General features: G+C 45.0%; 14 protein-coding genes. 13 read left to right on the forward strand and 1 reads right to left on the reverse strand.

Features of this window, described 5'->3' with window-relative positions; all coding sequences use genetic code 11:
- Nucleotides 1-27 precede the first annotated feature (27 nt).
- A complete protein-coding gene (locus PSAB_RS03390; RefSeq protein WP_025333191.1) occupies nucleotides 28-840 on the reverse strand; it encodes a hypothetical protein in 813 nt (270 codons plus the stop codon).
- Nucleotides 841-1,306: 466 nt separating this feature from the next.
- On the opposite strand from PSAB_RS03390, the gene PSAB_RS03395 reads away from it, so the two are divergent.
- The 13 genes from PSAB_RS03395 to PSAB_RS03450 all read left to right on the forward strand — a co-directional run bounded on the left by PSAB_RS03395 (nucleotide 1,307) and on the right by PSAB_RS03450 (nucleotide 22,693).
- Nucleotides 1,307-1,483 (forward strand): helix-turn-helix domain-containing protein, encoded by a 177-nt coding sequence (locus PSAB_RS03395; protein WP_025333192.1) that lies wholly within the window; start codon nucleotides 1,307-1,309, stop codon nucleotides 1,481-1,483.
- A 123-nt stretch (nucleotides 1,484-1,606) separates the two neighbouring features.
- Complete coding sequence (locus PSAB_RS03400) at nucleotides 1,607-1,798, forward strand: hypothetical protein (RefSeq protein WP_025333193.1); 192 nt, start codon at nucleotides 1,607-1,609, stop codon at nucleotides 1,796-1,798.
- 471 nt (nucleotides 1,799-2,269) lie between these two features.
- Entirely contained in the window at nucleotides 2,270-2,632 is a 363-nt protein-coding gene (locus PSAB_RS26445; protein WP_338045068.1) for a hypothetical protein, read from the forward strand.
- A gap of 130 nt (nucleotides 2,633-2,762) precedes the next feature.
- Complete coding sequence (locus PSAB_RS03405; protein WP_025333194.1) at nucleotides 2,763-3,713, forward strand: helix-turn-helix transcriptional regulator; 951 nt, start codon at nucleotides 2,763-2,765, stop codon at nucleotides 3,711-3,713.
- A gap of 138 nt (nucleotides 3,714-3,851) precedes the next feature.
- Nucleotides 3,852-4,205, forward strand: a complete 354-nt coding sequence (locus tag PSAB_RS03410; RefSeq protein ID WP_025333195.1) for a hypothetical protein — start codon at nucleotides 3,852-3,854, stop codon at nucleotides 4,203-4,205.
- A complete protein-coding gene (locus PSAB_RS03415; RefSeq protein ID WP_025333196.1) occupies nucleotides 4,183-5,430 on the forward strand; it encodes a vWA domain-containing protein in 1,248 nt (415 codons plus the stop codon). The genes PSAB_RS03410 and PSAB_RS03415 overlap by 23 nt, the downstream gene beginning before the upstream one ends.
- Nucleotides 5,431-5,822: 392 nt before the next feature.
- The gene (locus PSAB_RS03420; protein ID WP_158442550.1) at nucleotides 5,823-6,224 is read left to right on the forward strand and encodes a hypothetical protein; all 402 of its coding nucleotides are present in this window, start codon (nucleotides 5,823-5,825) and stop codon (nucleotides 6,222-6,224) included.
- A gap of 592 nt (nucleotides 6,225-6,816) precedes the next feature.
- Nucleotides 6,817-9,714, forward strand: coding sequence for a PD-(D/E)XK nuclease family protein (locus PSAB_RS03425; protein WP_025333198.1), 2,898 nt, complete (start codon nucleotides 6,817-6,819; stop codon nucleotides 9,712-9,714).
- Complete coding sequence (locus PSAB_RS03430) at nucleotides 9,707-13,006, forward strand: UvrD-helicase domain-containing protein (protein ID WP_025333199.1); 3,300 nt, start codon at nucleotides 9,707-9,709, stop codon at nucleotides 13,004-13,006. The genes PSAB_RS03425 and PSAB_RS03430 overlap by 8 nt, the downstream gene beginning before the upstream one ends.
- Before the next feature lie 476 nt (nucleotides 13,007-13,482).
- A complete protein-coding gene (locus tag PSAB_RS03435) occupies nucleotides 13,483-16,551 on the forward strand; it encodes an anti-phage-associated DUF499 domain-containing protein (protein ID WP_025333200.1) in 3,069 nt (1,022 codons plus the stop codon).
- Nucleotides 16,548-17,135 (forward strand): anti-phage-associated DUF3780 domain-containing protein, encoded by a 588-nt coding sequence (locus tag PSAB_RS03440; protein ID WP_025333201.1) that lies wholly within the window; start codon nucleotides 16,548-16,550, stop codon nucleotides 17,133-17,135. Before PSAB_RS03435 ends, PSAB_RS03440 begins: the two co-directional genes overlap by 4 nt.
- Nucleotides 17,135-19,972: an anti-phage-associated DUF1156 domain-containing protein gene (locus PSAB_RS03445; protein WP_025333202.1), complete on the forward strand. Its 2,838-nt coding sequence runs from the start codon at nucleotides 17,135-17,137 to the stop codon at nucleotides 19,970-19,972. The genes PSAB_RS03440 and PSAB_RS03445 overlap by 1 nt, the downstream gene beginning before the upstream one ends.
- A 3-nt stretch (nucleotides 19,973-19,975) precedes the next feature.
- Nucleotides 19,976-22,693, forward strand: a complete 2,718-nt coding sequence (locus PSAB_RS03450) for a phospholipase D-like domain-containing anti-phage protein (protein WP_025333203.1) — start codon at nucleotides 19,976-19,978, stop codon at nucleotides 22,691-22,693.
- Nucleotides 22,694-22,748 lie beyond the last annotated feature (55 nt).

The raw sequence follows: 22,748 nt of genomic DNA on the forward strand, positions 1-22,748 counted from the left end.
CGGAAGATGGTCTGATTCAAATATGATTTAGATTTCACGAATATCTGTCTCATCCCGGAAATCTAATTCCATTAAAGTTTGTTGATATTCTTGAAGCTTCCCAGGTTTTGGTCCCATCACCCATAAAGATCGTTCTGATCGTAATGGTGTGTAAGTTGTCCCTAAATGCGTAGCAAACGGAAAGGTGTTGAGGATTTCTTTTCTTTTGGCTTTATGAAGGACGGGTTCATGTGGTAAATGAAATTCAAAATAATCTAATTCCGGATACGTAGTCACCCAACGTCCTGTCGTTAGGGGTCCAGCCTGTTCAAGCAGGCGCTGAGCATCTGTGATTAAGTATCCAGCAATGTTTCGACCAACACGATCCTTCTCTTCATAAAGTGCCTCAACGCTGATCCTTTTTGCAGACCCGTCGAGATTATATTCCGTAAAATCTTTAAATGAGTTCTCGACGGGTTCTTTTTCAGTGATAATTTGCCACGGGACATTAAACATGATTGCTAGAATGAATGTGATCAAATAGTCCGGCCGCAGCGTATGGTTGATCAACGAAAATCCAGTTTTTGTTGAACCTGATACGTTGTGTGCAATTTGTTCTTGAGTTATTTTATAAGTTATTGTGCAGAGTTGTCGTCTAAAGATTGGATCAGGATCTCTTAATAGTTGCTCCCATAGGCTGCGATTACTCTGTATGATCAAAAAATCTTTATATTTCAATGATTTTAGGTAACGCTTTAGTTCGCCTTTTTTCTGAGGATCTTTGATGCTTATATAATTTTGTGCTTGCTGAAGTGGTTCGGCCCTGTAGAGCGGGTAGAAATTATTACCGTTCTTACTCATAATGGATCACCAATGACAATGATACATCGTTGTTTGACCATCAATAGAAATTCTTACCGGAGTAAGTTTTCCTATAGAAAGTCGGGCCGCGGGAATACTCATTCTAGTCAACATTAAACCAACCTCCTGAAAAGGAGGGCCCAAGACCGAGTAGGATTTCGTGTCTTGTTTAACCAGATCGTCACACACTTATGTTTTGAAGATGAGTTCATAAAATATTGGCTGGACTTCAAAACAAAAAAGCACTTCACATCAACAGATGTAAAGTGCAGCTTTAGTCTCTCAATATGAAAGGATTATAACCACATGCTATCCCAAAAGGCGAAAAGGGATAAAAGGGCAGACTTATAGTAGGACGTTGATTCCTCATTAATGCTCACTTCAGGCCAAGCCTGTAATTGATACAAATTTTACAATAAGTTCAAGGATAAATCAATTCAAAAGAATTAACCTGGAGGCGATCGGAATGAAACAAATAATAACCGTAAATGAACTTGCGAGTTATCTGCAGGTATCCACTGATAGTATCTATGCGATGGTACGCGAGAAACAGATTCCGCATATAAGGGTGCGCAGAAGAATTTTATTTAGCATGGATATGATCGAGGAATGGATGAGAAGCGAAGCACACTTATCGGTTTAATAGAATCAAGAATACAGCAGGAAAAGTCCCCTTAAAAGGACTTTTCCTGCTGTTTTTGGTTATCATTATGAATTGATATAATATTACTGGAACTATAAAGATATCTTGGAGAGGGGCTCTCTTTTGGAAAAGGATATTGAGGGTTTGATTGAATACTTTGAACGAAACTTAGCCGAATTACTGCGGGAGCATCAGTTGGATCCTAATGACGAATTTCTGAAAGGAAAAATCGCTGGCATTAAGCAAGCACTCATTACATGTCGAATGTACAACAGACCCGAAAATGGAAATCCAATAGATGTGATCATTGATTGATGTTCGTTAAGAATAACCGGATAATTTTGATGTGTTATAATCGAACCAAAGCCAATACTGGAGCAACAGGACGGTGAACCAAATGAATTTCAAAGATCTCCAAAAGTTGATCAAACTTACAGGCGATCGTGCTAAGTTGGATGCCAAAGCCAACGAAACATATACAAAACGAGCGAAGGCCAAATCGTAAAGGAATACAGTGACGGTAACATTGTTCGAGTATCTCAAAGTGATGGCAGTCATGCGTGATATAATGTCAAATCCTGTATGTTTTTGCCGGCAATAATGGCAGTGGGAAAAGTACAATCCGTAATCTGATTGTTGACCAGCTCGGGCTCAGCATAAACATTGATTCTGATGCATTGGCACGAGGCATGGATTCTTATCATCCAGAGAGACGAAAAGTATCCGCTGGGAAAGAGGCCATAAAATTAGCCAGAGATTGCATCCAAAACAGCCGCAACTTCTCAATTGAAACAACATTGGCCCGGGGCAACGCCATCCATCCGTCTTATGCGAGATGCCAAGGTAAGCGGATTCGAAGTAACTATGTTTTATGTTGGCTTGGGAGACTATCGCCTAAATATCGAGCGGGTAGCAGCTCGAGTTAAAAACGGTGGGCATCACATTCCTACTGAGGATATTATCAGACGACATGACACTTCAATTGGAAATTTGCTTTCTTATCTTCATTTAATTGACCATCTGATCGTCATAGATAACAGTCATATAGAAGGCAAGATTATTCTGGGTGCAGATAACGGTTCAATAACTTATCGTTTGGACTCTATTCCTCAATGGGGTAAACGCATTGAGCAGAGATTACAGACATAGAGAGAACAGTCAAGCAATTCGGGCTGTTCTTTTGTTGTATTAACAAAAGTATTTCTTCATAGATTCCTCTAACCATGATACGATAATCAAAAATGGATGTTACCTATTATGGGAAATAGAGGGGATCGTCATGATTGACAAAGTCATTCGCATTCTTAACATCATTAACGCTATTCAGGCAAATCCCGGAATCTCGGCAAAAGATCTTGCTTTCAAATGCGATGTGAACATCCGGACTATTTATAGAGATATGGATATTCTCGAACTGATTGCTCCGGTTTCCAGAGAGGGCAGGGGAACCGGGTATCGGTTTATGGGTAAGTTCTTTCTATATCCTCTAAACTTTACCGAACAGGAAGCTCTTGTGTTTTCTTTGCTCCCTTCCATGCTGGATAAGGACAAGCTGCCACCAGGTTTCGATACAGCATATGATAAGGTAATGGGCACTCATCTTAAGGAGAAATCGCGCCAAAATAATATAATTGAGGATATCGTCGGTGTCATTCAGATGGGCACGCCCGCGTACCGTAAAGAAAGTCCAAATTTTCTACAGCCAATTATTCAAGCCATCTTGGAGCATAAAACAATCGACGTCGTCTACCATACGCAATACCGCAATGAAACGACGGAGCGCAAAATCGATCCATATTATCTCGTCCCACGCGACCATCGGTTTTATTTGATCGGGTATTGCCACTTAGCACAGGACATTCGGACCTTTCGAATCAGTCGTTTTCAGCAGGTTGAGCTTACCGGGCAGCAGTTCGACAAAGGAGATTTCAATATCAAAAAATATTTGAAGAACACGTGGTCCATTGATCGTGGGGAAAAGAACGTCACTTTCAAAGTTCGTTTCAATGCTGAAGTCGCCCGTTACATTAAGGAAGAAGAACTGTTCGTACAACCGCGAATGAAGGATCAGAAGGACGGCAGCCTTATTTTCGAAGTGACTGTTAATAATGAAAAAGAGTTTTTGAGATGGATCCTTCAGTATGGTCCGTCGGCGGAAATTCTGGAACCCAAATCTGTCCGGGAATCGTTGAAACAGCAGTTGTCGCAGTGGATCATGATGTATCAATAGAAGTAACCTATAGAGCAGCCTCGCTTCGCTAAGAAGCGGGGTTTCTTTTTGCGAACGTCTATTCGCTGACAAACGGTTGCCCAAGGGAAAGTTTAAGATAGTAGGTACAAGGGCGTAAAGAAGGAGGACATTGGCCAAATGAAGCTCATCATAACGAAACACGCTTTCGAACGTTATTGTGAGAGAGCGGCGACATGTCAGGACGACTTCTATCATTTTCAAAATCAATTGCGGAAGGTACCGAGAAAAGATTTGTGTTTTTTGGAGTGGAAAGGGAAACCTGCCGTCTACTTTGATCAGACCTATTGGCGTTATGTGCGAAATGAAAGGACGAATACCATTATTTTAATCACGTGCCTTGGAATTCTGGAATATATCAGCATTCATAAATGGGCGAATTATGTAACTGCCAAAAACAGCCGCGCAGCAAAAAAGTTAAAGAAATCTATTCGGAGAAAGGAGATGCAACATGAATCAACCTGTGTTGTTTAACCATTCATGGAGTAATCCGTTTTTGCCGACTGGGGGAGCGGAGAAGATTTATCTCCTCATCGAAGCACATGGGGTTGGAAGGATGAATGACGCCAAAAACCGCGCTCCGATCAATCTTTCTCTGGTATTGGACCGCAGTGGGTCCATGTCGGGAGTGCCGTTGATGTACAGCAAAAAAGCGTGTCGGTTTGTAGCTGATCAGATGAATGTCAATGATTTACTCAGTCTAGTTGCATTTGATGACCATGTCAGAACCGTTTTACCGCCTGCAAAAGTGATGCATAAGGATCTGATCAAGCAGCGTATTGATACAATTGAAGCTGGTGGAACAACGAATCTCAGCGGAGGCTTGATTGAAGGTGCGCAGTATGTCCAGAAGAACAAGGCCGAAGGGATGGTGAACCGTGTAATTCTATTGTCTGACGGCCATGCCAACGAAGGGATCACGGATCGCGAGAAGCTGTTTGCAATTGCAAAGGAATACCGTTCTTCTGGTGTTGGGATCAGTGCTATGGGCGTCGGAGACGGTTTCGATGAAGAATTGATGGAAGGCATTGCGGAGCATGGCGGCGGAAACTTCTACTTTATCGATAAGGCAGATGACATTCCTTCGATTTTTCAACAAGAGTTACAAGGGCTGCTATCCGTAGTCGCTCAGAATCTCAAGCTTAGGCTGATCCCATCGGGTGGAACACAAATTGTCGGACTTTACGGGTATCCGGTGGATGATCAAGAAGGGCATCCTATTATCCACGCCGGCGACCTTTATCAGGATGAGGTAAAGTCCGTTCTCGTAGAATTGGCTTTTCATCCTCATACGCAGGGTGAGCATAATGTTCTCCAATTATCCTGGGAGTACGTTGATGTCACGGAGAACGCTGCATCTTGCAGCATTACCTTTGATGTAATGGCTGTTTTCACGTCGGATATCAATTTGCTAAACGTGCCCAAAAATTCCGAAGTGGTACAGCAGGTTGAACTGACCAAATCTGCGAAAGTCATCGAAGAAGCCATGGCAGCGTTCGATCAGGGGGATATGGAACAAGGTCAGAAACTGCTGAAAGCTCAGGCTGATCAAATGCTTCAAATGTCCGTCACCATGAGCAGCCCGGTCATGGCCGAAGAATCAGCGAAGCTATACAATCAGCTAGAGAATTTCGAGTATTCCAGCAAGAAGCGTAAGGAGCTACATCAAGAAAAGTATCGCCGGATGAAACGAAAATAGTGAATGGTCCCCTATGCCAGAAGAGCCAGGCCCGGTTGGACTATTGGAGTGTCGAAAAGTGAGAATCTTGGTCTGAATTTAGAAGGAGAATCGCCTAATTTGAAGAATAGGTAAGTGTTAATCATCATCTTGATAAAAACTTACGTTTAGTGGCAAGGATCTGACGAAGAGCGCTATATAATGGCTATACAGTGATATGGGGGCGAAAAGCCGTGAAGAAGTATTTGCTCTGTAACGAGAATAAGCGATGTTCCTGCTGCGGTTCAAGCCTACAACTGACGAGGAAGAAGGCTCTATGGTATTACCAGCGAACGCAGACATCGGTGGAGAGACAGACGAATATTTTTCACTGCAAGATATGTCGGTTGGACTATGTTATGCAGGGTTATCATGTGGATGATTCCGGTTGGGAGCGTCTGGAGCTGCCGATTACGGCGCTCTCCTCCGTAGACATCTATCGGGGAGGATCTAATAAGCGTAGTTCTGAAGTAAGGACCTATATCGATCCGACCTTGAAGAAGCAGGCCAACAAGCCAATGACTCCGAAATCTGAAATGAATCAATCCCGTCAGCAGGGTGCGGCTTCCAATAACAGGCCTAAAGAACAGGATCCCAAGAAGCTGAAGGGGATTAAGAGAAGCTATAGCGAGTACCGTAATTGCGGCAATTGTGACTTCTATATAAAGGGTATGTGTAGGACTCACTCCTTGATGACGTTAAGTGATGAAGTCTGTAGCAGATTTAAACATTATCGAAAAAGGGAAGTCTTCGGCGGGGCATTCTCACCAAGATAAACTGATGAATCTATCATTTATAGATAAGCAAGACATATCATTAGGGAGGATCAAGACCTTGCATGTAGTTGAAATGTGGGATCGAATCATCGAGCGTGCTAATAGCCAACCTTTTGAGATTCACCGTCCCACAAAACAAAAGGGCACCATTGTGGTTTCGAGTCAGTACTGATGGAACTACACTTATCATCAGTCAAGCAAAGGATAACATACCAAGTTCCACTCTGAAAATGCCCAGGACGATTACGTTTGAAGAATTTGAGAGAGTATTTCCTTATTATCATTTACGGCTTAACGGGACTTCTGTAAGTCAAGAAGCCGTACGCAAATCGGTAAATACGGTTTACATTTATGGGTTAATTGCAGATACGCTAGCGAATTAGACTATATGTTAATCACAATAATTGATGTACCTCGCTTGATCCAAAGCGAGGTATTTCGTTTTCTAGAACGTACATTCGCTGACATACTGCTGCCCATAGGAAGTCTTAAAATAAGGATAAGACTCACCTTCAGTTCCGGTTAGTGGAAGGGAAGAAGGTGTGTTTTAGAGAATTTAGGTATATTGGATTATTCGTAAGGGGGATTTAACATGGATCTGATCGATCGGTTGTATCAGAAAATCAACGAGGCTCCATTGTCTCCGAAAGTGTTGCTGGCCAGATCCTATGCCCAAGGACAACAACTGCTCGAGCAGATATGCAAGCGTTATGGAGCTGTCTTTAACGTAGAAGTGCAGACTCTTCGCGGAATAGTGACCGCAAAAACAAAGTCAGAGCTGTTTCGCAGAAAAATCAGTCTGCTTGATGAGGGGCAGGCGGTTTGGGTTGTCCGTGAGTTGATGAAGCAGTTGGCCATAGAGAATCCGATGACTTATATAAACGAGTCCATGCTGAAGCCGGGTATCGTCAATCAAGTGAATCGTGTTATATCCGATATGCGGTTGGCCGGTCTTCGTTCTGATGAAGTGAAGGCGGAGTGTTTCACGAATCTGCATAAAGGCAAATATTTGAAAAGATTGCTAGCATCCTATGAGACGTATCTGAAGGAAAATGGACGGACGGATGTTGCCGGACTGGCTGACTACTTGAAACCAGGAGGGGACGAAACCGTCTATCTGGCGTTTGTTCCAACAGGGTGGACGTTGGTGGAACGGAACATGATCCACAAACTGTCGGGGGATCGTTTCTGCTTCCTAGATTCGGATGCTCCATTTTATAAAAACGAAGACTTCTCAACCAATAGATTTTCGATGTTCCGGGCGACAGGAAGTTTAGCGGAGGTCAGAGAGGGTTTTCGAAGAATACTATCGGACCATGCGGCTCTTGATCGAATGGAAATCATTTTGTCTGATTATGAGCATTATGCACCCATTATTCACTCGCATGCCGAAGCACTAGGCGTCGCATATACGCTGTCGAACGGGCTGCCGCTTGTATTTTGTGATGCTGGGAAAGCGGTTGTAGGTGCACTTGATTGGATTGCAGAAGGCTTCCCGGTAAAGAGGCTTGCGGAAATACTGCGACATGGCTATATTTCGTTTTCAGATGAACGCTGGTCTCGCACCGATTGGATTCGTTTGCTGGAGAAGTCCGGTATTGGTTGGGGGAGGGAACGGTATCTTGCATTACTTCGTCCAGAACGACTGAGTGAGGAAGAGCGGGAGCAAGGCACTGCTTTATTTACTTACGTGAAAGATTGGTTTGATCGGCTGCCCGAAGGCAATGAATGGAATCCGCTTATCCTGTTAGAGTGGTTGACGGATTTTGTTCAGAAACATGTGCCGGCACGGTCACTGGATGATGCAAATGTAGGAGCAACGTTGAGGGAGATGAAGAAGCATTACTCAGCAAGTCCATCTGAACCAATGCCGATGGATTTGGCTGTTCAGTACGTGAAAGAGATGTTAGCAGGGATTCGTATTCGCGTCACGGCAACACCGAAACCGGGTGCGATTCACATTAGCTCTCTGCAAAACGGCGGGTGGAGCGGGAGAGACCGGACTTGGATCTTGGGTATGGATGAGAGAACTTGGAGTATATCTGCAGTACAAGACCCTCTTCTCTTGGACCAAGAACGTATTACGCTGTCTAAGCACTTGGAGCCTGCCAAGGAACGTGCGAAGAATGTCAGGAGCGAACGTGAGTCCCGGCTGTCTCAAATTCGGGGCGAGATATGGTTAAGCTATTCCTCTTATGATGTAGGTGAGCAAAAGAGCCAAGGTCCAGCTTTTGAAATGCTTCAAGTTCTGCGGCTGCAGTCAGGGGATTCGTCATTAGATTTTGGTGCATTGGAGCACTCATTAGGTGAACCTTACAGTGTTATGGAAATCATGCATGCCGCTGAGCTAGCTGCTTCGTTTGACGAAATCGATGCCTGGACCATACTTCTCCACGAATCGAACGGTAAATCAAAGGATGGCAGGCAGATTATTCTCCAGACATATCCTCATCTTGCTGCGGGTTACCAAGCTCAAAATTACCGTCTGAATGAGAAGCTATCAGCGTATGACGGGTGGTTGGAAATCGACACGTTTGCAAATTCTACTGATTTAGATAGCATTCAGCGCCGAGATACCATAAGTGTAAGTCAGTTGGAGAAGTATGCTAGCTGTGGGCTGCAATACTATTTTTATTATGTCTTGAAGCTTCGTCCCAAGGAAGTCTCGGAATTTGATCGGACCCGCTGGCTGCAAGCAAGCGAAAGAGGCTCCTTACTGCACGACGTGTTTAGAAGGTACTTAGAGGATGTTACGAACAAGGGAACGAAACGGGGTGTACATAACAGAGGCCGGTTGGCTGAAATAATGGAAATAGTGATCAGAGAGAACGAGCTGTGCATCCCTGCTCCTAATATGCATGTATTCGCCAAGGAGTGTGAGGAAATCCGGCGTGATGTGGAAATCTTTTATCTCAATGAAGTCGGTAAAACGGATCAACCATGCTTCTTCGAATTGGAGCTCACGACCCATGATGGAGAGCCAATAGAGATTAATTTGTCCAGTGGCATTCGATTTAAGCTGAAGGGCTTCGTCGATCGGGTCGATCGAATAGGACCACACGAGTACCGCATTATTGATTATAAAACGGGCAGCACCAGTAAGTACAAGGCTACAGAATATTTCAGCGGCGGAACTCAGCTGCAGCATGCTATCTATTCCATTGCTGTAGAGCAATGGCTCCGCGAAACGGGAAAAGACCCTGAAGCCAAGGTTACTGAGGCCGAATACTATTTCCCGACAGAGCGTGGGCGTGGCGAGAATGTAAGGCGAACTCAGAACCGGAGAGAAGAGCTGACTGCCATCGTTGCTAATTTGCTGGAATCCCGGAATAGAGGGATCTACGTCCCGGCCAAGGACTCGAAGGTCTGCGGGTGGTGTGATTACCAAGCCGTGTGCGGGTCTCATGTGGAGTGGATGGTAGGCAAACGGGAGTCGTCTGTAAATGCTGATATTTTAAATACGCTGCTAGAGGTGGAGAGACATGGTTGAATTAAATGGCCTTATGGCACCTGCAGATCAGGCTGACCGTGATCGGATCCTTACGGATTTGGATACGACGTTGCTTGTTGAGGCAGGAGCTGGATCAGGTAAAACGACCAGTTTGGTTGGCAGACTTCTTGCGCTGATCGAATCCGGTGTTAACGTTAGGCAAATCGCCGCCATTACGTTCACCAACAAAGCTGCAGACGAGATGAAGGAACGTTTCAGACTGACTTTGGAGAAAGCCTATCGGAGATCATCGGAGGGTTCTATAGTCCGTGAGCGATTGTCCGAGGCGCTGGGGAATCTTGATCTGATCTTTATCGGGACTATCCATTCTTTCTGTGGATCGTTATTGCGCGAGCGTCCCATTGAGGCAGGGCTGGATCCTTCTTTTGAAGAAATGGACGAAGTAAGCGATAAGCGATTCCGAGCGATTTGTTGGGATGAATACATGGCTGAGCTGGATAAAGAAGCACGGTTACAATTCGAAGAGTTATTGTCACTGCGGGTGGATGTGAACACACTTCGGGATGTATTTAACCGTGTGTCTTTGTTTACGGATGTTGAGCTTCCTTGTGAGGTGCGGGAGCGGCCGGGCTTTGATCGAATTCGGGATACACTGTTTCCTTTGCTCGATGCTGCAGCGCCTTATATTCCGACAGTGGAGCCTGAAAAGGGCTGGGATACGGTTCAGAGACTTGTCCGACAGACGCGTCAGAAGATGCGTTACATCGACTTGTCGGATGATATGCGAATGCTCGAGATCGCCAAAGAGTTTGACCGCAAGCTCGACGTGACGCTGAACAGGTGGACATCCAAAGAACATGCCGGCGAGATGAAGAGAAGTTTTTCCGAATGGCAGTTCAACGTACTCTTTCCGTTCCTTCAGGCATGGCGTGAATATATGTATCCGAAGCTGATCTGCTTCGTTCGGCCTGTGCTTGATGATTACAAGGCACGTCGCTATGCCGCGGGCAAAATGAATTTTCAGGACTTGCTCATGGAAGCTGCCAAGCTTGTACGTGAGAATAGTGAAGTAAGAGACTATTTCGCCGAACGATACCAGAGGCTGCTTGTCGATGAATTTCAAGATACCGATCCGATTCAAGCGGAGCTGATTTTTCTGCTAACGGGGAACTCTGCAGACGGGGGATTCGAGAAAAACTGGCGGCGGCTTACCCCGCGGCTAGGTTCTTTGTTCGTGGTCGGGGATCCGAAACAGTCCATCTATCGTTTCCGCAGGGCGGATATTTCCATATATAACGAAGTCAAGGCGCGCATCCTGGAGTGCGGTGCGGTTTGTCGTCTAACAGCTAATTTCCGTTCGGTACATTCCATTGGCGATTTCATCAATGGTCAGTTTGTCGGCACGTTCCCGTCTTCGGAAACGGAGGTCCAGGCTCCTTTTGTTAAGATGGAGACACGTGCCGATGATCCCAAAGGTGCTCGTAAACCGCCACATGGGATTTATGTCCTTAATTATCCCAAAATGCCAGGAGGCAAAGCTGTAGTCGCTCAAACAGATGCCGAGCAGATTGCACGATATATATCGTGGGCGTGTCACAATGGCAATTTACAGATTTTAGATCGTGATGGAGAAACCCGAAATGCGGTTCCGAGTGATTTTCTGATTCTAACTAAAACGAGGGAGTTCATCCACCTGTACGCAGAACAGCTGGATTTGTTGGGCATACCGGCTGATACTTCGGGCAGCACAACGGTTTATGAGGAGCAGCTGGCATTACTGCAACTGGCACGGTATTTAGAGGATTTCGCTGATAAACCGGCTCTACTCGCAGTCATGCGCGGCATGCTGTTTGGCTTAAGTGATCGGCAATTATGGGCCTATAAGCAGGAGGGATTTTCGTTCTCCTTATTTGACTTGCCGGCATTGGAAGCATGCAGTGATGAGGCCAAGGCAGTAGTTACGGTACTTGGAAGGCTTCGGAAATATAAAGGGTGGATTCGCACGTTAAGCGCGGCCACCGCGTTCAGCAGAATCGTGGATGATCTCGGTATTCTGCCATACGTGTCGACGCTGCCGGCAGGCTCTGTTCGCGCGGGGACGCTGGTGAGAATGCTGCAGCTGTTATATGGAGATCTTGCGGTGAGTTCAAGCTGGTCGGAATTGTGTCGATTGATCGAGCACATACTCGCGGATCGAGGGATGGAGACATCGAGCCTTTACGCCGGCGGCAACCAGGCTGTCCGGATTATGAATCTGCATAAAGCCAAAGGACTAGAAGCACCCGTAGTGTTCTTGGCCTGTCCCTGCGGGGAGTCTGATCATGATGCGACGCAGTATATTGATCGTTCCGCCGATCCGGCTGCAGGTTACTTTACGATAAGTAAATCGATCGGAGAGTTCAAAAAGGAAGTGATCGCTCAACCCTTAGGCTGGAGTGAGATGAACGAACGGGAGCGGGCTTTCTACAATGCAGAGAAAGACCGGTTGCTCTATGTCGCGGCTACACGTCCAAAGCAGATGTTGGTCATCAGTCTTTATCCTGATCAGCCGGCGAACTGCCCTTGGATATCGCTTGTAGATGGTATGGATTTCGCGCGTGAGCTTGATGTGCCGGCGATGAAGCCGGAGAAGAAGACTGAGTTGACAGTGGGGCCGGATTTGCAAAACGTGGCGAAAATTCGTAAACAGAGGTTAGATGTGATTGCTAATCCTACCTATGCGGTTATGTCAGTTACCGGTCAAACCAAAGCAACTGGAGATAAGCCGGAATGGTCCGCGGAAGGTAAAGGAATGGCATTTGGAAGCGTTGTTCACCGTACTATTGAGCTGCTAGGCAAGGGATTACCGGAGTCGGAACTCGAGGATACTGTACGATTTTTAGCAGATGAGGAAGGCTTGGTTGCGGATCTCATAAGCGAAGCCACTCGGGTTGTAAGAAACGTAATAACCAGCGAACTCTGGCAGCGTAGCCTGCGCGCTCGCCGACGCTTATTTGAGGTGCCGCTGATGATTCGAAAGAATGCCGATAAAGTCAGCGTATTTAGCGATGTTGGGGAAGCTGGATCAGGGGTTGCGGACGAATTGGAAGGAACAGGTTCAAATAAGTATACATATGTTCGTGGAGTCATTGATTTCCTCTTCGAGGAAGAGGATGGCTGGGTTATTGTTGATTTCAAGACGGACAGTTTAACAGAAGAGAAGCTGCAATCGTTCATTGACTTCTACCGGCCGCAGGTGCAGGCTTATACGTCGGAATGGGCAGAGACTTTTGGTTATAAGGTGAAAGAAGCTGGGTTGTATTTTGCCCAGTTAGGAATATGGGCTAAATGAGGCAGTGGTGTAAGGTCCGTTATGTATGCCACTTCCCCCAAATTGGTGATTACTTCTTCTTAAACGAAGAGGAATTCGTTACTTCTGGGATGGGCTAGTACAGGTTGAATCTATGTAAGTGTAGTTATATGGAATGTAATAAACTAGAGAATATAAGAGGACATTTTGTATTGATGTCGAATCTAATTCTAGGGAAGCTAGTCCTTCAGTCACAGGAATGCCAAAGCATGGCTTTTTATGAAGAGCATTATATAACCATTTGGCGCAACTGTTCAGCTTGACGGGACATTTGCGTCTTTTTCTTGTCGGATCACAAGTGTTTCAAGACAGTCATGTAATCTAACAAATATTGTTATGATAATGTGCTATTTCTTATGGTATATCCAGCGAGTACATAAAAGTGAAAGATACGATATCCCACGTCCCATTAATCTTGGCGTCTAATCTAGGATAAGGGAAAAGGAAGGAACTTATATATGAAAACAATCAAATCAGCTTGTCAATTACATCCCAAGGCACTTGAAATAAATGTTGGTGATCAGATCGAGCAACTGGATCAGATTATTCATGATACTAACGGACAGGATTACTTCAAGAAAACATTCATAACAGATGGTATGAAGACTCTTCTTTCCAAAGGTATGGCACGTCTTGCCGGAAAGTCAAACGATACAGTGTTCCATCTTAAACAAGCTATGGGTGGTGGTAAAACACACTTAATGGTTGGTTTTGGACTCCTAGCAAGAGATTCAGCGCTTCGGGAGAAACAAATAGGCTCTATTCCGTATCAGTCTGATTTTGCTTCGGCAAGTATAGCTGCCTTTAATGGGCGTAACAATCCTCATACTTATTTCTGGGGAGAAATTGCTCGACAGTTAGGTAAAGAGGGTCTTTTCAGGGAATATTGGGAATCAGGTGCAAAGGCGCCGGATGAACAGTCATGGATAAAACTGTTCGAAGGTGAAGAGCCTATTCTTATACTATTGGATGAAATGCCGCCATATTTCCATTATTACAGCACTCAGGTATTGGGGCATGGAACGATCGCAGACGTGATTACCAGAGCATTTTCTAACATGCTGACAGCAGCTCAGAAAAAGAAAAATGTTTGTATTGTAGTATCTGACCTGGAGGCCGCCTATGATACTGGCGGAAAGTTGATACAGCGTGCTCTTGATGATGCTACACAGGAGTTGGGACGTGCGGAGGTTTCGATTACTCCGGTTAACTTAGAATCTAATGAAATCTATCAAATTCTTCGTAAACGGCTCTTTCTCTCGTTGCCTGATAAAAGCGAGATAGCAGAGATTGCCTCCGTTTATGCGTCAAGGTTGGCAGAAGCAGCAAAGGCCAAAACAGTTGAAAGAAGTGCTGAAGCATTAGCCAACGACATTGAGTCAACATACCCATTTCATCCAAGCTTCAAGAGTATTGTTGCCCTGTTTAAGGAAAATGAAAAGTTTAAACAAACGCGTGGTTTGATGGAATTGGTTTCACGTCTCTTGAAATCGGTTTGGGAAAGCAGCGATGACGTGTATCTGATTGGTGCTCAGCACTTTGATCTTTCCATTCATGATGTCCGTGAGAAGCTTGCTGATATCTCAGAAATGCGTGATGTAATTGCAAGAGACCTATGGGATTCCACGGACAGCGCCCATGCGCAGATCATCGACATCAACAGCGGGAATCATTATGCAAAACAGGTTGGAACTTTGTTGCTGACTGCGAGTCTTTCAACCGCAGTCAATTCCGTAAAGGGTCTTACTCAAAGTGAAATGCTTGAATGCTTAATCGATCCCAATCACCAAGGAAGTGGGTTTTTAACCGCGTTCAGTGAGCTTCAAAAATTAGCGTGGTATTTACACCAAACTCAAGAAGGCCGTAACTATTTCAGTCACCAGGAAAACTTAACAAAAAAGCTGCAAGGCTATGCGGATAAAGCTCCGCAGAACAAGGTGGATGAACTGATCCGCCATCGTCTTGAAGAGATGTATAAGCCGGAAACCAAAGAAGCTTATGAAAAAGTATTGCCTTTGCCTGAAATGGACGAAGCAGCGGCTGTTCTAAAGATAGGTCGGGCACTTTTGATTATTAGTCCTGATGGAAAGACCCCTCCGGGTGTTGTTGCAAATTTTTTTAAGGATTTGGTTAACAAAAACAATCTGCTGGTTTTGACTGGGGATAAGTCATCTATTGCGAGTATTGATAAAGCTGCCCGCCATGTCTATGCAGTAACAAAAGCGGATATGGAAATTCCCGATTCACATCCGCAGCGAAAAGAGCTTGATGAGAAGAAAGCTCAATATGAACAGGATTTCCAAACCACTGTTCTTTCCGTGTTCGACAAACTTCTCTTTCCGGGAAACAATAGAGGGGAAGATGTGCTACGTCCCAAAGCACTCGATAGTACGTATCCATCCAATGAACCCTACAATGGTGAACGACAGGTTGTAAAAACGTTAACTTCTGACCCCATCAAATTATATACCCAGATCAGTGAAAACTTTGATGCTCTTCGTGCCAGAGCCGAGTCTTTGCTTTTCGGTTCTCAGGATGAGGCGCGGAAGACTGACTTACTCGACAGAATGAAGCAGAAGACTCAAATGCCGTGGCTTCCTAGTCGTGGATTTGATCAGTTGGCCATTGAAGCTTGCCAGCGTGGTGTATGGGAGGATTTGGGTAATGGATACATTACGAAGAAACCGAAACCCAAAACAACAGAGGTCATTATTAGTGAAGATTCATCACCGGATGATTCAGGCACGGTGCGTTTAAGGATTGGTGTGGTAAATGCAGGAAATGGCCCTCGAATCCACTTTGCAGAGGACAGCGATGTTTCCGAAAGCTGCCCAGTACTGAGTGACAACACACTGGCAACAAGAGCACTGCGAGTTCAGTTTCTTGCTGTCGATCCCACAGGAAAGAACCTAACTGGTGCTCCTACAACATGGAAGAATCGACTGACACTGCGCAATCGGTTTAACGAAGTTTCTCGAACAGTAGAACTGTTTGTTGCACCGAAAGGTATAATAAAGTACACCTTAGATGGTTCTGAAGCTCGAAACGGAACTGAATATACAGGTCCTATCCAATTGGGAGATGAAGAGACGACAGTTTATGTCTTTGCTGAATGTGAAGGCCTTGAGGAAAAACGCAATTTTACCTTTTACAAGTCAGGCTCAAAGGAAGTTCCCATTATGAAAGAGGCCCCTGCGATTTGGTCCAGTCCATCACCAAAACGATTGGACAGTTCCTCGAAAACATATGAGGGACTGAAGATGGCCAAGGAGAAATGCATTGAATTTGAACAGGTGACGCTGATGGTGGGTTCTGCACCTAAGGTCATCCATCTTTCCCTTGGTGAAATGAAGATCAGTGCAGGGTTTATTGAAAGGGAGCTGACACATCTTCAAACCCTCCTTAGCCCGGATGCACCTGTAATTATGACATTTAAAAAAGCCTATACGCCAACCGGTTTTGATTTGGAGCAATTTGCCAAACAGCTAGGGATTGAGATAGGTAACGGAGAGGTAGAACAAAAATGAGTGGCACTACTGATTTTGGGGCGCCAACAGAATTTGGGATGCACCATTTCTATGTGGACATTCCCGCGGCTCCTCGTGATGCTATCTGTATTTATGAGGATTTTGGTTTCGATGGCGATGAGGCTCGCCGCGAAACGGTTGAATGCAGACTGATTCTTGCTCGTGAGCTTTGGAACAAAATCCGGGATGACGCCAGACGAGACTTTAATGCACGCTTAAAAAGTAAAAAGCAAAGTACAGGCAGTTGGACAATCGGGAAAGTCAAGCTGGACCGCTTTCTGGGTAGAGAGTTATGTGTCCTTGGCTGGGCAGCGGAGCATGCCTCACCTGATGATTGCCTTGTCATATGCCAAAAATGGCTGGCTTTACGTCCCGAAGAACGCTGGTGGCTTTACAGCAAAACTGCCTCGGAGGCAGGGCATGACAGTCAATCCGATCGTGGCTGGCGCAAAGCACTCTACTGTGCATTGTCTGACGGCTCCAATATTAAGCTAGAACCCAAAAAGAAGCCAAAGACAAAACAGAAACCAGAACAACAAGAGGCCCTGACTCTTTTTGATTTTATAGAAAAGGGAGATATCTAATGGCACTAGCACCATTTGAATGGAAAGACAAACCGGCATTGATTGAACATTTGTTTCCGGTTCAGAAAATATCCGCTGAGAGCTACAAAGAGCAGATGGCGGGCGCAGGCAAGACGCTTACACCACTAGGTAGTTATTGGAAAGGACGAAAGCCACTTATACTCAATAAGGCATGTATTCTTGCGTCATTACTTCCAGTTACAGAGGATCATCTCAAAGATCTGGAAATCTTTGAGATGTTGATGGGAATGGATGCAGAGACGATGCAGAAGCGCCTTGAGGCTTCGCTTCCCCTTTCCAAACGAGATTCTGTGGGGGAATTATTAGTGTTGCCTTACTCCGAACAGGTAAGTAAGGCGAAACGCCCCGAAGAACTCGACGATCACTTTTTTGCACATATCTGGTACAGCGTGAATCAGCATCTGGGTACCACTGCCAAATCGATTCCTGAACTAGTAGAACAGATGGGCATTGCCCGTTTTGGACGACGTCCAAAAGTTGCCGATGTTTTCTCGGGCTCTGGGCAGATTCCCTATGAAGCTGCACGCCTGGGCTGTGATGTTTATGCTTCCGACCTCAATCCCATTGCTTGTATGCTTACCTGGGGAGCCTTCAATATCGTCGGTGCCAGTAAGGAAAAACGGGCTGAAATGAGTAAGGCTCAGAGGATACTGGCGCAGCAGATTCAAAAAGAAATTGATGAATTGGGTGTTGAGACTGACGGATTGGGGTGGAGAGCAAAAGCGTATCTCTACTGCGTTGAAGTTAAGTGTCCGGAAACGGGCTGGATGGTACCTCTTCTACCCAACTTTATTGTAAATAGAACAGAAAGTATAATTTTAAGGTTGAAACCGGACCCTCATAAAAAAATATATGATATTGAAGTTGGTTTCGCTAATTCTGAAACTGAGCTATATGATGCCAAAAATGGTACGGTTCAAAATGGACAAGTTGTACATTCTCCAGACGGCACCACTCAATATCGAGTGAATATCAAAACTATCCGAGGAGATTACAAAGAGGGTAAAGAAAATAAGAATCGGCTTCGCATGTGGGAAAAAGCTGATTTTATACCTCGCCCGGATGATATATTTCAGGAGCGACTTTACTGCATTCAATGGATGAAAAAGAAGCCAATAGGATTGAAATATGATATTGAATACCGTTCGGTCACAGATGAAGATCTGGCTCGAGAGAAAAAAGTAATTGATTATGTAGGAATTCATCTTACAGAATGGCAAGAAAAGGGATGTATCCCCGATATGATCATTGAATCTGGGGACAAAACAGATGAGCCCATTAGAACTCGTGGCTGGACTCATTGGCATCATTTGTTTAATCCAAGACAACTTCATATTTTGGGTGTTATTAACAAATATATTTCTGATTATCCTGAATTTGTAGTTATGTTTCCTGCTATGTTGAATTTACAATCAAAGCTTTGTGCTTGGCATAATGATGGAAGGAAAGGCGGGTTGCAAAATGTGTTTTCTAATCAGGCCCTTAATACTTTGTACAATTACGGGTCACGAGGTCTATTAGACATCATCCATTATTTGAATAAAACAAATGAGATAGAAAGCAAAGTTAATACTAATACCGAAGTAAAAACACATCCAGCTCAAGACCTCAAAGTCGAAAACGATATCTATGTTACCGATCCCCCTTATGGTGATGCGGTGAAATATGAAGAGATCACCGAGTTTTTCATTTCTTGGCTCCGAAAAAATCCTTCGAAAGACTTTGCGCACTGGACCTGGGATAGCCGTCGTTCATTAGCTATTAAAGGAGAGGATGAGGGCTTCCGTCGAGGCATGGTTGCGGCATACCGTAAGATGACCCAAAAGATGCCGGATAACGGCATTCAGGTTCTTATGTTTACCCATCAAAGTGGGGCAATATGGGCTGATATGGCAAATATCATCTGGGCTAGTGGTTTGCAGGTAACAGCGGCTTGGTATGTGGTCACGGAAACGGATTCTGCCTTACGTCAGGGAGCCAACGTCAAAGGGACTATCATTCTTGTCCTCCGAAAACGCCATCAGGAGCTGGAAACCTTCCGAGATGATTTGGGTTGGGAAATTGAGGAAGCAGTAAAAGAGCAGGTAGAATCGTTGATTGGACTAGATAAAAAAGTACGGGCCCAAAATTCCGAAGGGCTATATACCGATGCTGACTTACAAATGGCGGGATATGCCGCCGCTTTGAAAGTCTTGACTGCTTACTCCCGCATTGATGGCAAGGACATGGTGATCGAGGCTGAAGCACCTCGTCAAAAAGGAAGGAAGACCTTTGTGGATGAATTGATCGATTTTGCTGTCCAGACTGCCGTCCAGTTCCTTGTCCCGGTGGGTTTTGAAAAAGGGGAATGGCAGAAACTGCAGGCTGTGGAGCGTTTCTATCTTAAGATGGCGGAGATGGAGCATCAAGGTGCCAATTCATTGGATAATTACCAGAACTTTGCTAAAGCGTTCAAAGTCCATCACTTTGACCAGTTGATGAGCGATAGCTCCAAAGCAAATTCGGCACGTTTGAAGCTATCGACCGAGTTTAAAGGTGGGATGATGTCCGGGGATGCTGAAATTGCGGAGACACCGCTTCGGGCTTTACTTTATGCTCTCCATGAACTCTCTAAAGAGGTGGAAGTAGAAGACGTGCTGTTGCACCTGATGGACAATTGTCCTAATTACCTACCCAACAAGACTTTGCTCTCCAAAATGGCAGATTATCTGGCGGAAAAACGTGAAGGTCTGAAAGGCACAAAAACCTTTAAACCCGATATTGAGGCGAGCTGTGCACGAATACTTTCGGAGGCAATAAGAAACCAGAGGTTATAAGATATGACGTTAAAGCGTTTTTCATCACGAACTGAACGGTTGGATACAGAGTTTTTGGCCGAAACTCTCAGGGGTGCATCTAAGTATTTCCGTATTGCAGGTTATTTTAGGAGTTCAATTTTTGAGCTGGTTGGCGAGGAAATCTCAAAAATCCCCGAAGTAAAGATTATATGTAATTCTGAACTGGATCTGGCTGATTTTCAGATGGCAACAAGGCGAAATACGGCCCTTAAAGAGCATTGGAACGAAGTAGATGTTGAAGCGGAAGCGCTCCTAAAAAAGGAGCGCTATCAAATCCTCGATCAGCTATTGCAGTCTGGTAATGTGGAAATAAGGGTTGTGCCGCGGGAGCGCCTATTCCTTCATGGAAAGGCAGGGTCTATACATTATCCTGATGGTAGTCGCAAGTCGTTTATTGGTTCTGTAAATGAGTCGAAAAGTGCCTTTGCCCATAACTATGAACTGGTTTGGCAGGATGACGATGAGGAAAGCGCTGATTGGGTAGAGAGGGAGTTCTGGGCCTTGTGGAACGACGGTGTTCCTCTGCCGGAAGCCATACTTGCAGAAATCAATCGTGTGGCTAATCGTCAGGAGGTCACTGTAGAAGTATTGAAGCCGTCGGAGGTCCCGGCTGCTGCAATGGCTGAAGCTCCGATATATCGGGGCGGAGAACAATTGCAGCCCTGGCAGCGCTCCTTTTTAACCATGTTTTTGGAGCATCGGGAAACTTACGGTAAAGCCCGCTTACTTCTAGCTGACGAGGTAGGGGTTGGTAAAACACTCTCCATGGCAACTAGTGCTCTGGTGAGTGCTCTTCTTGAAGATGGTCCGGTTCTCATTCTTGCTCCGTCCACGTTAACAATTCAATGGCAAATTGAGATGATGGATAAGCTGGGGGTTCCCGCGGCTGTCTGGTCTTCTCAAAAAAAGGTGTGGATTGGTGTTGAAGGACAGATTTTATCTCCCCGCGGAGATTCATCGTCTATAAAAAAATGTCCTTATAGAATCGCTATCATATCGACTGGTTTGATCATGCACCAGCGTGAGGGGTCTGAGTTTGTCAAAGAAGCTGGAATGCTCCTTAAGAATCGATTCGGGACAGTCATTCTGGATGAAGCACACAAAGCACGAGCAAGAGGTGGGCTGGGCGATAAAGCAGCTGAACCCAATAATCTTCTTGCTTTCATGCAGCAAATTGGAAAGCGTACCCAGCATTTGATACTTGGTACTGCAACCCCTATCCAGACAGACGTGCGGGAGTTATGGGATCTTTTAGGGATATTGAATAGTGGAGCAGAATTTGTTCTGGGTGATTCATTATCTCCTTGGCGAGACTATGAACAAGCGATCCCATTAGTAACTGGGAGAAGTATTGTCACTTCCGAGAGAGAGGCTTGGCAGTGGTTGAGCAACCCACTTCCTCCATCTAATGAACATCATATAGTCCAGCAGATTCGCGATCATTTGGCAATTGATACCCAGTCTTTCTTTAGCGCTCACCGGTTTGAAGACCTGGACTACATGATTCAGAACATTTGGCTTTCTGAATGTTTGGACCCCAGATTTTTCAAGGAAAATAACCCTGTATTGCGTCATACCGTTTTAAGAAAGCGAAAACAGCTTGAAGACGATGGACTTTTAGAAAAAGTCGGTGTTAATACGCATCCGGTAACCCGAAACCTGGGACAATATCAGTCTCGTTTTGTCGGCTTGGGGATTCCAACAAACACACCCTTTCAGGTAGCATATGAAAAAGCCGAAGAGTTTTGCACGCTTCTTCAATCTAGGACCAAAGCTGGCGGTTTTATGAAATCTCTGATGCTACAGCGTATTTGTTCGAGCTTTGCGTCTGGGTTGAAAACTGCACAGAAAATGCTTAAGCATTCTATTTCAAATGAGGATGACGACCATACTGAAGAGGTAGAACACATCCTTTCTGAAATGACGCCTGCAGAGGTTGCCTGTCTCAAAGCAATAGAAACACAGCTATCACGTGCTGAAGCAGTAGATTCTAAACTCAATACAGTGAAGTGGTTCTTGACTGAATTCAGGACGGATGGAAAAACATGGCTTGAACATGGCTGTATTATTTTCAGCCAGTACTTCGATACGGCGGAATGGATCGCCAAAGAGCTTGCCAAGTCTTTCAAAGGTGAAGTTGTTGCCGTATATGCAGGTGTAGGAAAGAGCGGACTTTTTCGAGGCGAGCAGTTTAACAATGTAGAACGTGAAGTCATTAAGGCTGCTGTTAGAACCCGTGAAATTCGGTTGGTAGTAGCAACAGATGCAGCCTGCGAGGGGTTGAACCTTCAAACCTTAGGCACCTTGATTAACATCGATCTTCCTTGGAATCCGTCTCGACTGGAACAGCGACTGGGTAGAATCAAGAGGTTCGGACAGGCTCGTAAGTTCGTTGACATGCTCAATCTTGTTTACAGTGAGACACAGGATGAGAAGGTCTATAATGTTTTATCTGAACGGCTGCGCGACACCTACGACATATTTGGCAGCCTTCCTGACACCATCGATGATGAATGGATTGAGAACGAAGAAGAGCTTAAGGAACGAATGAACGAATATATGCACGAAAGAAAAAAGGCTCAGGATGCTTTTTCAGTAAAGTATCGTGGAACCTTAGATCCTGCAGCACATTTATGGGAACGATGTGCATCTGTTTTATCCCGTCGTGACATTGTAAATAAACTAAGTGAGCCGTGGTAAATAAGTGCCACATTCTAGTTCTGTGGTTCGGATATTAGCGCGGTACTTTTAAGGC

The sequence above is a fragment of the Paenibacillus sabinae T27 genome (assembly GCF_000612505.1).
Lineage (GTDB): Bacteria > Bacillota > Bacilli > Paenibacillales > Paenibacillaceae > Paenibacillus_AQ > Paenibacillus_AQ sabinae.

Bases quoted from the DNA above. Each gene is read 5' to 3' on its own strand.
- PSAB_RS03450 (WP_025333203.1), top strand. From the start codon at position 19,976: ATGACGTTAAAGCGTTTTTCATCACGAACTGAACGGTTGGATACAGAG.
- PSAB_RS03410 (WP_025333195.1), top strand. From the start codon at position 3,852: ATGAAGCTCATCATAACGAAACACGCTTTCGAACGTTATTGTGAGAGA.
- PSAB_RS03390 (WP_025333191.1), bottom strand. From the start codon at position 840: ATGAGTAAGAACGGTAATAATTTCTACCCGCTCTACAGGGCCGAACCA.
- PSAB_RS03415 (WP_025333196.1), top strand. From the start codon at position 4,183: ATGAATCAACCTGTGTTGTTTAACCATTCATGGAGTAATCCGTTTTTG.
- PSAB_RS03435 (WP_025333200.1), top strand. From the start codon at position 13,483: ATGAAAACAATCAAATCAGCTTGTCAATTACATCCCAAGGCACTTGAA.
- PSAB_RS03440 (WP_025333201.1), top strand. From the start codon at position 16,548: ATGAGTGGCACTACTGATTTTGGGGCGCCAACAGAATTTGGGATGCAC.
- PSAB_RS03395 (WP_025333192.1), top strand. From the start codon at position 1,307: ATGAAACAAATAATAACCGTAAATGAACTTGCGAGTTATCTGCAGGTA.
- PSAB_RS03445 (WP_025333202.1), top strand. From the start codon at position 17,135: ATGGCACTAGCACCATTTGAATGGAAAGACAAACCGGCATTGATTGAA.
- PSAB_RS03405 (WP_025333194.1), top strand. From the start codon at position 2,763: ATGATTGACAAAGTCATTCGCATTCTTAACATCATTAACGCTATTCAG.
- PSAB_RS03430 (WP_025333199.1), top strand. From the start codon at position 9,707: ATGGTTGAATTAAATGGCCTTATGGCACCTGCAGATCAGGCTGACCGT.
- PSAB_RS03425 (WP_025333198.1), top strand. From the start codon at position 6,817: ATGGATCTGATCGATCGGTTGTATCAGAAAATCAACGAGGCTCCATTG.